This is a genomic window from Bradyrhizobium sp. SHOUNA76, from assembly GCF_023006445.1.
Lineage (GTDB): Bacteria > Pseudomonadota > Alphaproteobacteria > Rhizobiales > Xanthobacteraceae > Bradyrhizobium.
Genome location: NZ_JALBHA010000025.1, coordinates 22,746 through 34,498, shown reverse-complemented (window position 1 = coordinate 34,498; position 11,753 = coordinate 22,746). Strand labels below are relative to the sequence as shown.

Annotated in this window: 13 protein-coding genes; 3 read left to right on the top strand and 10 right to left on the bottom strand. The window is 64.6% G+C overall.

Going from position 1 to position 11,753, the window contains the following annotated elements; all coding sequences use genetic code 11:
• Positions 1–1,104, top strand: a 1,104-nt coding sequence (locus tag MOV74_RS06045) for an MATE family efflux transporter (protein WP_246919016.1), incomplete at its 5' end; no start/stop codon positions are given.
• Positions 1,105–1,213: 109 nt separating this feature from the next.
• Positions 1,214–1,648 (top strand): DUF2147 domain-containing protein, encoded by a 435-nt coding sequence (locus tag MOV74_RS06040; protein WP_246919015.1) that lies wholly within the window; start codon positions 1,214–1,216, stop codon positions 1,646–1,648.
• A gap of 151 nt (positions 1,649–1,799) precedes the next feature.
• Here the strand turns inward: MOV74_RS06040 and MOV74_RS06035 are convergent, their stop codons facing one another.
• On the bottom strand, positions 1,800–2,945 hold the full coding sequence (locus MOV74_RS06035; protein ID WP_246919014.1) for a DUF3095 domain-containing protein: 1,146 nt from the start codon (positions 2,943–2,945) through the stop codon (positions 1,800–1,802).
• Positions 2,946–3,155: 210 nt separating this feature from the next.
• On the opposite strand from MOV74_RS06035, the gene MOV74_RS06030 reads away from it, so the two are divergent.
• Complete coding sequence (locus tag MOV74_RS06030) at positions 3,156–3,554, top strand: hypothetical protein (protein ID WP_246919013.1); 399 nt, start codon at positions 3,156–3,158, stop codon at positions 3,552–3,554.
• Between the two features lie 5 nt (positions 3,555–3,559).
• Here MOV74_RS06030 and MOV74_RS06025 read toward each other — a convergent pair whose 3' ends face one another.
• The 9 genes from MOV74_RS06025 to MOV74_RS05985 all read right to left on the bottom strand — a co-directional run bounded on the left by MOV74_RS06025 (position 3,560) and on the right by MOV74_RS05985 (position 11,555).
• Positions 3,560–3,769, bottom strand: a complete 210-nt coding sequence (locus MOV74_RS06025; protein WP_246919012.1) for a hypothetical protein — start codon at positions 3,767–3,769, stop codon at positions 3,560–3,562.
• 126 nt (positions 3,770–3,895) lie between these two features.
• Positions 3,896–4,621: an SDR family NAD(P)-dependent oxidoreductase gene (locus tag MOV74_RS06020; protein ID WP_246919011.1), complete on the bottom strand. Its 726-nt coding sequence runs from the start codon at positions 4,619–4,621 to the stop codon at positions 3,896–3,898.
• Entirely contained in the window at positions 4,614–5,996 is a 1,383-nt protein-coding gene (locus MOV74_RS06015; RefSeq protein WP_246919010.1) for a class I adenylate-forming enzyme family protein, read from the bottom strand. The genes MOV74_RS06020 and MOV74_RS06015 overlap by 8 nt, the downstream gene beginning before the upstream one ends.
• The gene (locus MOV74_RS06010) at positions 5,983–6,228 is read right to left on the bottom strand and encodes an acyl carrier protein (RefSeq protein ID WP_246919009.1); all 246 of its coding nucleotides are present in this window, start codon (positions 6,226–6,228) and stop codon (positions 5,983–5,985) included. The genes MOV74_RS06015 and MOV74_RS06010 overlap by 14 nt, the downstream gene beginning before the upstream one ends.
• Before the next feature lie 141 nt (positions 6,229–6,369).
• Complete coding sequence (locus MOV74_RS06005) at positions 6,370–8,175, bottom strand: long-chain-acyl-CoA synthetase (protein ID WP_246919008.1); 1,806 nt, start codon at positions 8,173–8,175, stop codon at positions 6,370–6,372.
• A gap of 233 nt (positions 8,176–8,408) precedes the next feature.
• On the bottom strand, positions 8,409–8,678 hold the full coding sequence (locus tag MOV74_RS06000) for a DUF3551 domain-containing protein (RefSeq protein WP_246919007.1): 270 nt from the start codon (positions 8,676–8,678) through the stop codon (positions 8,409–8,411).
• A gap of 33 nt (positions 8,679–8,711) precedes the next feature.
• Positions 8,712–8,990, bottom strand: a complete 279-nt coding sequence (locus MOV74_RS05995) for a DUF3551 domain-containing protein (RefSeq protein WP_246919006.1) — start codon at positions 8,988–8,990, stop codon at positions 8,712–8,714.
• Between the two features lie 125 nt (positions 8,991–9,115).
• On the bottom strand, positions 9,116–10,993 hold the full coding sequence (gene htpG, locus MOV74_RS05990) for a molecular chaperone HtpG (protein WP_246919005.1): 1,878 nt from the start codon (positions 10,991–10,993) through the stop codon (positions 9,116–9,118).
• Between the two features lie 127 nt (positions 10,994–11,120).
• Positions 11,121–11,555: a hypothetical protein gene (locus MOV74_RS05985; RefSeq protein WP_246919004.1), complete on the bottom strand. Its 435-nt coding sequence runs from the start codon at positions 11,553–11,555 to the stop codon at positions 11,121–11,123.
• Positions 11,556–11,753 lie beyond the last annotated feature (198 nt).

Below are 11,753 nucleotides of genomic sequence, written 5' to 3'. Positions count from 1 at the left end.
AGCCGCGCGCTCGGCGCAGGCGATCGGGACCGCGCCGCGACGCTGGCGCTGCATGCCGCCATCATCGGCTTCTGCGGCGGGCTTTTCTTCACGGTGATGATGCTCGTCTTCGGCCGCTCATTCTTCGCCCTGCTCGGCGGCCACGGGCGGGTGCTCGAGGAGGCCAGCGGCTATTCGCAAGTGCTGTTCTCCGGGGCGGTCGCGATCTGGCTCGTCAACACGCTGGCCTCGGTGATCCGCGGCACCGGCGACATGCGCTTGCCCTCGATGACGCTGATTGCGGCGGGCGTGCTCCAGATCGCGCTCGGCGGCACGCTGGGGCTAGGTCTGTTCGGCGTGAAGCAGTTCGGCATGCCCGGCGTCGCGAGCGGCCAGTTGATCGCGTTCAGCTTCGCTGCGATCTTCCTCCTCTGGTATCTCGCGTCCGGCCGCAGCCGACTTCCGCTGAACCTTCGCGCGTTTCATTTCGAGCGCGCGATGTTCCTGGACATTCTCAAAGTCGGCGCGGTGGCCTGTTTGTCGCCGCTGCAAACCGTGCTCACCATTCTGGTCTTCACGAAGATCCTCGCGACCTTCGGCACCGAGATGCTGGCCGGTTACGGCATCGGCTCTCGGCTGGAATTTCTGCTGATCCCGATCACCTTCGCCTTTGGCATCGCCTCGGTGCCGATGGTCGGCGTGGCGATGGGCGCGGGACGCGTGAAACGCGCGCGGCGCGTGGCCTGGACTGCAGCTGCGGCCTCCGGACTTACGGTTGGCCTGGTCGGGCTTGTCATCGCGATCTATCCCTCGCTATGGGTCGCGCTCTTCACACGGGATCCCGCCGTCACCGCCGCCGCCTACAGCTATTTCCATTGGGCCGGCCCGGCCTTCGTGTTCTTCGGCATAGGTGTGTCGCTCTACTTCTCCTCGCAAGGCGCGACGCACGTCGGCGGCCCCGTGCTCGCTTCCACCGCGCGGCTTCTGATCGTTGCGATCGGCGGCATCGGCCTGATGATGGCGCAGGCGCCGGCCTGGACGTTGTTCGCGCTGGTCGGGGGTGCCATGGTCGTGTTCGGCCTGTCGACTGCGGCCTCGGTCGCCGTCGCGCGCTGGGGCAAATGAGCGCAGGTAAGCAAGCGCAGAGAAATGAACGCAGGAATTTGATTCCTGCCAGCGTTGCACTATCCCGCCGGCCTGCTATGGAGGCGCTCCATTTTTCGGGGCCCTCTCCATGACTTCCAGATTCGCTGCTCTCATCGTCCTCCTCGCCACGCTGCTTGGCGCATCTGCCGCTTGTGCGCAGAACGCCGACGGGACATGGCTGACCCAGGCGGGCGATGCGCGCGTGAAGGTCATCAAGTGCGGCGACGGCATCTGTGGCCACATCGTCTGGCTGCGTGAACCCTACGACACCGCGACCGGCCAGCCCGCCACCGACAGCAAGAATCCCAATCCGGCGCTCGCCAGGCGACCGATGATCGGCCTGCCGTTGTTCAGCGGCATGCAGCCATCGGGTCCGAACAAATGGTCGGGCCAGATCTACAACGCCGACGATGGCAGCAGCTATGCGAGCAGCGTCACGGTAACCTCGGCGGATTCGCTGCGGGTCGAAGGCTGCGTCGGAGCGCTCTGCGGCGGCGAGACCTGGACGCGCGCGGGGCGTTGAGCCATATCTCGTGTTCCGGACGCGCTGCGGCACGCAGTGAAGCTGCGCTGAGCCGGGACCCACAAACAGGATCGTACGATACGGAGAAGCGGGCCCCGGCTCAGCAGCGCATCACTCCGTGCTGCGCTCTGTCCGGGGCACGAGATTCGCTCTACGCCATCATCGCCTTCAGCGCGGTCGCAGCCGAGGCGTAGCCGCCCCGCGCGCCATCGATGAAGTGGACGTGATCGCTGCGCAGCGCCGAGGGCGTGAAGCAGGTCATCATGGCGGCGTCCTGCTGATAAAGGCCATAGCGCACGATGCCCTCGCGCGCGGCTGCTGTCAGACGATCGTTGAGGGCGCGTTCGAGCTCCGGCGTACAATCGAGGATCATGCGCAGGCCGTCATCATACTTCCTGAAGTCCGAGTTCTCGACCACCTGACGCTTGTAGACGTTTGGCACGAAGCCGCCGACGTTAAGGTCGAAGCGCATGATCAGGTAAACGAACAGCGTGTAGGCCAGCACGCTGGCGCGGCGCGCGAGCAGCGGACCGCCGCGCTTGGTACGGGCCTCGAAGTCCAGCCCCTGCGGCGGCCATTTCAGCGGCGGCCCCTGCGGCGGCACCGGGCGCGCACCGTCCGGGCTGCGTTCGACGAGGTGGATGACGTCCTCGATCACCTTGCGAAAAGCATGCGGATCGACGCCGCGAGCGGGCATCACCAGCACCGACAGGATCAGCCCACGTGAGGCCGGGATCACCTCGAAGCGGCAGGACAGGCCCGAGAGATCGGGCTGCGTGCCCGCCGGCGCTTCGGGGACGGCAAACTCCCCGCGCTTCATCGCAGCGTCGGCCCAGGCGAGGCCGCCGCCGGAGAACATTGCGTAGGACAGATTTGCCGAGGGACCGAAGCGCGCGACGCGCACGTCGAGGCCATGCGCTCGAATGGCGCTGACCGGCACCAGCGCGACGCGCATCGTCAGATCGAGATCCTCCCGCACCCAGGTCGCGGTTGCAGCCAGCGCCTCGCGGGCAGGTCCGAGATCGTGAGGCGCGACCGCAAAGCTGGCGCCGTCGCCGCCAAACACGAAGGGGAATTCGCGTCCCTCCAGCGCGTTCGTCACCGCCGCGATCACGGCGGCGCCGGCCATATTCACCGCCTTGTAGCGCTGTGCCGCGATCGCCTTGGTGGAATCGACGATATCGGCAACGCCGATACTCCAGTCGTCCGGCAGCGGCGCATAGAGCGCAGGGTCCATCAGGCTGGTGAAGCCGCGGAAGACGGGAATGCCGCCATAGAAGGATTCGCCTGAGGTCATCGGGGATGCTGGATGGTTGGAATGCGAAACAAATACGGGGCAGAATCGATCCGGGTTCGCCGGCCGGCGGCCCCTTTCGATCATTGGCCGAAACAGGCCCGAACAACAAGATGCGACCGCGTTGCAATCCTGCAGCGGAGTCATTGATCGGCATCAAACGACCGGCCGGGGAGTGCGGCTATCGTTGCTCGGCTCCAAGGGTTGCATGGGATGATCGCGGTGTCCGATTTCGGCAACAAGGACTCCACCTCTCCGGTCCGCCGGCGCACCGGCATCGACCCGGTCAGCGCAGTTAAGCTGCCCGAAAGACTGACGGAGGCCGTCGATGCCTGGGCCGAAGCCCACCGCCTGACCCGCTCGGATGCAATCTGCAAGCTGATCGAGCTGGGTCTGAAGATCGCGCCGCCGGTCCCCGCGACGGGGCACTCGATCGCCTCGGACGCCACCAGGATCGAAGAGATCGCGGTCCACGAGATTGAGGCACTGCTCGATCCCGCATTGCCGGCCGACGAACGCGAGCGTCGCATCCGCCGGCTCATCGAAGGGCCGCCGGAATTTTCACACGAACGAGTTGACCTGCCGAAGGACTTGCCGAAGCACCGGTCCTGAGCAAGCTAGTGCAGCTTCTCGTCCTGACGCTTGCGCAGGCTATCGAGAGAGGCGTCGTGGCAGCCGACCAGGCGCACGAATTGCTGCGGGTACATTTCATGGCCGTGACCGCCGGAATTCTGATGCGTCATCGGCGGGCAGTGGACATCATCCAGCTTCGCACAGGATTGCTCCGTCCGGCCCTGATTTGAAGCGGTCATGTTTGGAATGGCCATGGACTGCTCCCTGTCGATTAGGGCAGATCGATTGACGTAACCCAATCGATTGCGGGGCATCTTACGACCAAATCCGGCTGAATGTCATTGTGCCGGATCAACGCAATTATGATCGCAGGGTTCCGCTTATGCCGTATTCCCGGCATCGACCGTGAACACGGTCCCGGTGACATTGCGGCCGCCCTCGCCGAGCAGGTATTCCACCATGCGCGCGACGTCATCCGTCTCCGGCAGGCGGCGCAGCGCGCTGCGCCCGGCGATGCGCTTGCGCCCCTCGTCGGAAAGATTGTGCGTGAGTTCGGTGTCGATGAAGCCGGGCGCGATCGCGTTCACGGTGATGCCGACCTTGCCGACCTCGCGCGCCAGCGAACGGGTGAAACCGGTGGCAGCGGCCTTGGTCGCGCCATAGACAGACAGGCCGTTATAGCCGGTCGTCGCAATGATCGAGGAAATGTTGATGATGCGGCCGGCGCCGTCCGCCATCATCTGGCGCGCGACATATTTGGTGAGGACGATCGGCGACAGCACGTTGAGCTGCACCAGCGCCTCGATCTCGGAATTATGCATGGTGGCGAGCAGGCCTTCGGTGCCGAGGCCGGCATTGTTGACGAGGCCGTAGACCGGGCCGAATTCGTCGCGCACCAGTTTTGCAAAAGCCGGAATCGCGTCGATCACGGCGAGGTCGCAGGCGCGGAAATGCAGCCGCCCGTCGGACCCGGCAATCGCAGCCTTAAGCTCTTCGCTCTCACGCCGCGCCGCCGCGATCACGTTGTAACCGGCGCCAGCGAGGCGTCTGCCGATCGAAAGACCAATACCGCGACTGCCGCCAGTGACGAGAACGTTATTATGCATCGGTTCGCGCCAATTTTCCGGCCGGGGTGACATCGAGCGCCTCGACGAAGCGGATCACCGCCGGCACCTTGTGCGAGGCAAGCTGCGCGCGGCACCGATCCAGGATCTGGTCGCGGATCTCTTTCGCACGCGCGGGATCGGCGCCGTCCGCGAGGATCACGTCGGCAACCACGATGCCGCCGGTGATCGGGCTCTTCCGCGACTTGGCCCGAGACATCCGCACGTCGGGATGGCGGTTGATCACCGCCTCGATCTCTTCGGGGTGGACCTTCAGCCCACCGATATTGATGATGCCGCCGCGGCGGCCGACAAAATAGTAGCGCTCACCGCGCAGCTCGACGATGTCGCCGCTGTCGACAAATCCGTCGTCATCGGTGAGCGCGGCGGCATTGCGGCCGACATAGGCATGCGCGGTGCGCGTCGAACGGATACGGAGCGAGCCGTCGACCACTTTCATCTCGACACCGTTGCGATTGCCGAGATAGTCGGCCGGAAAGCCTTCGAGCCCGTCATTCACGGCGAAGCCGACACCGGCTTCGGTGGAGGCATAGGCATGACCGACAGAGGAATTGGGAAATGCCGCCTTCAGGCCGTCGAGCACCGCCTGGTCGGCGATTTCACCGGAGAGGCGGACGTAGCGAGGGGCGAATTGCGTCGCCGAACCGCTCATCAGGAGCTTGCGCCAATGCGAAGGCGTGCCGGAGATGTGCGAGACGTCACGCGCCTTCAGCCGCGTGACGTGATCACCGAGCGCCTCATGCGGGTCCGACAGCACCATCGAGCCGCCGGAGAGAACGGCGCGAAGGAAGATTTGTAGGCCGCCGTAGCGGCGAATGTCGTAGAATGTCGCCCACACCGGCGCCGGTCCGCGCGCGGGGCCTTCGGCGACGATCGCCCCGGTGAGCGCCTCCAGTGTATGGCCCGCGATTTTCGGTACGCCCGACGTGCCCGAGGTGAGCATCAGCCATTCCGTGGCGCGTTCGGACTTGACCGGCGCGGTGGCTTCAAGCGGCAAGTGTGCGGTGACGACGAGCGCGATGCCCGTGTCGGCCCAGCGGTCGGGCTCGTCGGTGACGACGGCGTCAATCTCGGCATCCGCGATCAGCGCGTCGAGATGTGCCGGGTTGAGATCGGGTGGACACAGCAGCATGCGACGAGCGATGCCGTCGAGCTCGATCATGGCAAGGCCGGAGCGAAGCTGGTCGGATAGCTTGAGCAGCACGGCGCGGCCCGACAATTCGCGCAGGCGGCCGCCCAGAACCGTCTGCGACAGGATCTCGGTCAGCGACACGACATCGTGCGCATCGGAGATCGTGCGGCCCTTCAGCTCCGCGCCGAGATGGTCGCGGAGCGCAAAGATCTCACGCGGGGACATTTTCGTAGGCCCGCACGAAATCGCCCACCGTGGCGGGGAATGCTGCGTCCTCGGAAATGGTGAAGGGGTCGACCCCGGTGTCGTCTTCGAGACGCGCGACCAGAATGGCGAATGCTAGCGAGTCGAAGCCCGTCTCGTGCAGGGACAGATCGTCCGAAAGAGCGGGAAGCGTGACGTGCTGCTCCTTGGCGATCTGCTGGATCGCCTCAATGACCTTAGACCTTACCGACATGGCTGGCTCGCTTTGTTATCGTTGGTGTTGCGGCGGCTCTTGCTGGCCGCCTCCCCATGGCCGCTTGTTTACCCGAGAGAAGTAAATGGCTTCTTGGACAATTCAGATAAAATTGGACCTATCTGCCGATTTTGACACGATCTATAGCCTGATCGAGCCGTCCAGGATTCGCGCGTAGGCCGCGGCGTCCAGCGGGACGTAGGCCCCGGATCTCGAATCCACCATGAACAGCGGATCGGAGATCCTGGCGGGATCGAAGCCTTCTCGAACGAGATCGCCCTTCTTCTGCTTGAACGTCTCGGTCGCATCGATCTCGCAGGAGATGCGGATGAAAACCGGGCATGCATAGGCCGGCAGGCGCTGCGCGAGATGTGCGGGCAACGCGGCAATGTCAAAACCCTCGTTGACGACGATCGCACTCATGCCGGCGCGGCCGTCGGTGCCGGAAATGCTGACGCCGTATGTGGTCGCATCGACCACGCCGGTGAAGTCTCGCATTGCGTCGTTCACCTCCGAGGTCGCGACGTTCTCGCCTTTCCAGCGGAAAGTGTCCCCGATGCGATCGACGAAATGGAAGAAGCCCTTGTCGTCGATCCGCATCAGATCGCCGGTGCGGAACCAGGCATCGCCCCTGGCAAAGACATCGCGAAGAATCTTCTTCTCGGTCTCGCCGGCGTCGGTGTAGCCCTCGAAGCGGCCGCCGCCCTCATCGGCGGCGCCGATGCGGCCGATGGCTTCGCCGGCCTCGCCGCGGTCGCAGGCGAGGCAAAATCCCTCTTCGTTGCGCAGCGGCATGCCGCTGTCGGGGTCGAGCTTGACGAGATTGGCAGGGAAGCGATGCGCGAGCAGCGGCGGGATGCGACCAATCGCCCCTCGCTGGCCCTCGACGTTGAACAGCGAGAAATTGCCTTCCGTCGCCGCATAGAATTCGAGGATGCGGGGAATGGCGAAACGCGCCTGAAAGTCTTCCCAGATGTCGCCGCGCAGGCCGTTGCCGCAGACGAGGCGGAGACGATGACGGTTCTCGTATTCCGACGGCGGCGCCTTGAGCAGATAACGGCAGAGCTCGCCGATATATTGAAACAGCGTGCAGTCGTGACGGACGATGTCGGGCCAGAAATGCGAGGCAGAGAATTTCTCCGCAATCACCACCGAGCCGCCGGCAGCGAGCATGCTGCACGGCGCGACGATGCCGCCGACCGAGTGGAACAACGGCAGGCAATCATAGAGCCGGTCTTGCGGGCTGGCGCCGGTGAGGCCCGCGAACCAAAAACCCCAATTGAGGATGCGGCGGTGGCTGATGCTGGCGGCTTTCGGCAGGCCGGTGGTGCCTGAGGTGTAGATCAGCAGCGCACGGTCGTCGATGGTGACCTCGCAGCGCTCCTCCGGCGACAACGGCGCCTCGTCCAGCGCCGCCAGCGCGACGTCGATCGCGCGATCGCCGCGGGCATCGCCATGCGTCCACACCTTGGCCTGCGTTTTCAGATGTGGCGTAGCGCTCTCCAACACCTCCGCCAGGTCATGCGCCACGATGATATGAGCGGGCCTGGCGACGTCGATGCAATGCGCGAGCGATTGCCCGACCAGCTTGGTGTTGAGGAGCGCGACCACCCCGCCGACCCGGCTGATGCCGAGCCATGCCGCGAGGTAGTCGATGCCGTTCGGCATGATCAACGCGACGGTATCACCCTTGGCCACGTCGAGCGAGCGCGCCCAGCGCGCGTAGCGATTGACGCGCTTCGACAGGCCTGCGTAATCGAGACTTGCGCCATCGGTGAGCAGCGCGACCCGGTCGGGCTGGCGCTGCGCCCAATCATCGACGACGTCGGCGAACAGGCGGCCTGGCAGGGTCTCGATGCGCGCGGTGAGCTCAATGGCCTTCAGCCAGATCTTTGAAGCCGACGGCGCGCGCGCGGTTTTCGGTTGCTCGATGACACCGGTCGTCATGCCGTTCGTTCTTTCGGGCCGTGGCTGCTGTTCCTCCAAGCTTAGCCGGCGCGCCCTGCCCAGGTGTTAAGAGGTGGGGTAAAACACGGTTAGCGCGCGATTAACGCTAGTCATCCCTTACCAGTCCAAGGGGATCGTGCCGCGACAATCTCTGGCGCAGGTGGTGGAAACGTCGGAGATCGGGAGGAGCGGCGGCAGCACTGCACTGAAGCAGGAGTGCCGCGCCGTCCGCGCTAGCCGGTTTGCCTGTGACGGAAGCGCGGCGGCGCTGCATTGAACGGATAATACGGATTGAGGTCACAGATCGCGGAACGACCGAAAGCGGTGGCGCGGCACTGCGGCAACGAGGTGAAGGAGCAGTCGTACCACTCCCCACCTCCCCCGTTCGCACCTGAATAAACGTGCATGCAGACGGGGTAACGCGGATCAAAGGTCTGCGCATGCGACGGCGCGGTCGTGAGCAGTGCGCCGGCGGTCATGATCAGGCCGAACGAGAAGCGCATGAGCAGTATTCCTTTACGCTGCGCCGCGGATCGCTATTGCACCTTCTTGTGGCGCCGGCGCGGCGGCGGCTGGTCGAAGGCGTAATAGGGGTTGAGGTCGCAGCTCGCCGAGCGGCCCGACGCGGTGGCGCGGCACTGCGGCAGCGAGGTGAAAGAGCAGTCGAAATAGTCGCCGCCACCACCGCCGAATCCGCCGCCGGGCGTGTAAACGTGCATGCATACCGGGTAGCGCGGATCATAGGTTTGGGCGCTGGCATCTGCCGCGACGAACAGCGTCGCAATCGCGGTGAGGGTCAGGATCGACAGGCGCATGGACACATCCTCGAATCGGCGGCGTCGGCGACCTGATGCCGACGGCCTCCTATGGCATAACACCAGGCCGGTTGCGACTGTTCCTAGGGACAGATGACGGCAAGGTGAGGCGGTGCGCCGCGGCGCTATCCGCCGAGCCCCTGCAGCACCAGCCGGTTCAACCTCGCCGCAAACGCCGCCGGGTCCTCCGGCAACTCGCCGTCCAGGATCTGCGCCTGTTCGAGCAGGAGCAGGCTGAGATCGTCGACCACCTTGGAGCCGGCCTGAGCCTTGGTGATCGCGCCCACCATCGGATGGCGCAGATTGATCTCCAGGATCGGCTTGGTTTTCATGCCGCGATTTTGCTGCGCCAGGATTCGCTCGAGCTCGCGGCTCGGCCCCTGGCTGTCGGCGACGAGGCAGGAGGCCGAACTGGTGAGGCGCGTCGAGGCCTTGACGTCGCTGACGCGCTCGCCAAGCGCGGCCTTGATCACCGCGATGGTGGCGGCTTCATCGGCGACCGGCTCCTCCTTCTTCGCCTCGTCCTTGTCGTCGACGCGCGGAATCAGGTCGAGATTGAGATCGCCCTGGCTCAGCGATTTCAGCGGCTTGCCGTCGAACTCCGAGGGCATCGAGGTCCAGAAGGCGTCGACCGGATCGGACAGCAGCAGCACCTCGATGCCGCGCGCGGTCGCGGCCTCGAGCCGCGGATTGGATTTCAGCCGCTCGATGCTGTCTCCGACGAGATAATAGATCTCGGTCTGGTTCGGCTTGAAATCGGCGATGACCTGCTTCAGCGACCGCTTCTCGCCCGACGTCGTGGTGAAACGCGACAGCGCCAGCAGCTTTTCGCGACGTTCGAAGTCTTCGTAAATGCCTTCCTTCAGCACCGGGCCGAACGCGTCCCAGATCTTGGCGAAATTGTCCGGATCCTTCTCGGCGAGGCTTTCGAGCTCCGAGACGACCCGCGTCGCCACCGCCTTGCGTATCTGCGCGAGCTGCGGATTGTTCTGAAGCATCTCGCGGGAGATGTTGAGCGGCAGATCCTCGCTGTCGACGACGCCTCGGATGAAGCGCAAATAGCCCGGCAAGAGGTCGGCGTCGTCGGTGATGAAGACGCGGCGGACGTAAAGCTTCACCCGGCCCTTGCGGTTCGGCTCGAACAGGTCGAACGGCTTGGTCGAGGGCGCGAACAGCAGCACGGCGTAGGAGTAGCGGCCCTCGGCGCGGTAATGCAGCGTCATCGCGGGATCGTCGAAGGCGGACGCGATCTGCTGATAGGCCTTCTTGTAGTCGTCCGGGGTCAGCTCGGATTTCGAACGCTGCCACAGCGCGCTCGCCGAATTGATCTGGCGAGGCTCGCCTTCTTCCGGCACGAGCTCGATGGGAAACAGAATATTGTCGGAATAGGCACCGACGATGCGCTCGATGTCGTAGGTCTCGAGATATTTCTTGGCATCGTCCTTGAGGTGCAGAACGATCTCGGTGCCGCGCGTCAGGCGCGCGGCCTCCTCGTCACTGGCATGGGCGATCTCGAAGCCGGAACCGCCGGAGGATGTCCATGTCCAGACGTCGCTCTCGCCGGCGCGGCGGCTTAGCACGACGATCTTCTCGGCGACCATGAAGGCGGAATAGAAGCCGACGCCGAACTGGCCGATCAAGCCGAGGCCGTCCTTGGCCTCCTTCAGCTTCGACACGAACGCCTTGGTGCCGGAGCGGGCGATGGTGCCGAGATGATCGATCAGCTCCTGCCGCTCCATGCCGATGCCGTTGTCGGCGATCGTGAGCGTCTTGGCCTGCTTGTTTGGAATGATGCGGATCTTGAGCGCATCGCCCTCGCCGAGCAGGGCCGGGCTGGCGATCGCCTCGTAGCGCAACTTGTCGCAGGCATCCGACGCGTTGGAGACGAGCTCGCGCAGGAAGATGTCGGTCTCGGAATAGACGGAGTGCACCATGAGGTGCAAAAGCTCGGAAACTTCGGCCTGGAAGGGCTGCGTATGCACAGCCGTGTCTGACGTCGTCATGCGTTTACCCGGTCAAAACGAAGGGGAAGAAACCCGGGATATAACGCGAGCGTAGGCGGGATCAAGTGGACGTGAACGATCCAGCTCTCGGCGGACGGACGGCTGGTCCGGCGCCCTGCGGATCAGGTCAGGTCACGCAACGGCCGGGCTGAAGCAACTTTGCGACCTCGGTCAGGGAGCTGACCATCGGCTCGCAGGCGATCGTCGGCTTGTTGCGGGTCCGCTTCTGGTTCTGGAGCAGCACCGGCGGCTTGGCGTTGCCGGTCTCGATCACCGCGGGAACCCGCAGCAGCACCGAGGTGTCGGCGAGGTCGTTCAGCCGCATTGAGACAGTGCGGGTGGGTACCGGGGCCGGCTTGATCTCGGCAAAGCGGTCGGCCTTGCCGGCACGATTGACGTTATGGCTCGCGCTATAGCTTGGCGCGTAGTTCGAGCTGTGGCTGGGTACGTCCGCGACCGCCTGCCAGCGGTCGGCCAGATCATGGCCAGAGGCCAATTGCACCGCGCCGAGCGTTGCGACAATCGCGGCGGCGCCCAAAAATACCTTATGAATCTGTGACATGGCTGTCGATCCCTCGCCCCATGGCGATCGCGGGAACAACGCGGGCGGAGGACCGGGGGTTCTTGGCCGTTACGATCACTTAACCGTGTGCGATAAATGCTGCAGCGTGCGCAAAATATTTTGCAGGGCATGGAACGACTCGCGCAGACAGGAGTCGTCTCAACAGCCGGCTATTCCCCCCTGCCCCATAAGCCGGCG

Excerpts from the sequence above, each read along its gene's own strand:
- MOV74_RS05985 (WP_246919004.1), bottom strand. The coding sequence starts at position 11,555 with ATGTCACAGATTCATAAGGTATTTTTGGGCGCCGCCGCGATTGTCGCA.
- MOV74_RS06005 (WP_246919008.1), bottom strand. The coding sequence starts at position 8,175 with ATGACGACCGGTGTCATCGAGCAACCGAAAACCGCGCGCGCGCCGTCG.
- MOV74_RS06020 (WP_246919011.1), bottom strand. The coding sequence starts at position 4,621 with ATGCATAATAACGTTCTCGTCACTGGCGGCAGTCGCGGTATTGGTCTT.
- MOV74_RS06000 (WP_246919007.1), bottom strand. The coding sequence starts at position 8,678 with ATGCGCTTCTCGTTCGGCCTGATCATGACCGCCGGCGCACTGCTCACG.
- MOV74_RS06015 (WP_246919010.1), bottom strand. The coding sequence starts at position 5,996 with ATGTCCCCGCGTGAGATCTTTGCGCTCCGCGACCATCTCGGCGCGGAG.
- MOV74_RS06030 (WP_246919013.1), top strand. The coding sequence starts at position 3,156 with ATGATCGCGGTGTCCGATTTCGGCAACAAGGACTCCACCTCTCCGGTC.
- MOV74_RS06025 (WP_246919012.1), bottom strand. The coding sequence starts at position 3,769 with ATGGCCATTCCAAACATGACCGCTTCAAATCAGGGCCGGACGGAGCAA.
- MOV74_RS05995 (WP_246919006.1), bottom strand. The coding sequence starts at position 8,990 with ATGCGCCTGTCGATCCTGACCCTCACCGCGATTGCGACGCTGTTCGTC.
- MOV74_RS06040 (WP_246919015.1), top strand. The coding sequence starts at position 1,214 with ATGACTTCCAGATTCGCTGCTCTCATCGTCCTCCTCGCCACGCTGCTT.
- MOV74_RS06035 (WP_246919014.1), bottom strand. The coding sequence starts at position 2,945 with ATGACCTCAGGCGAATCCTTCTATGGCGGCATTCCCGTCTTCCGCGGC.
- MOV74_RS06010 (WP_246919009.1), bottom strand. The coding sequence starts at position 6,228 with ATGTCGGTAAGGTCTAAGGTCATTGAGGCGATCCAGCAGATCGCCAAG.
- htpG (WP_246919005.1), bottom strand. The coding sequence starts at position 10,993 with ATGACGACGTCAGACACGGCTGTGCATACGCAGCCCTTCCAGGCCGAA.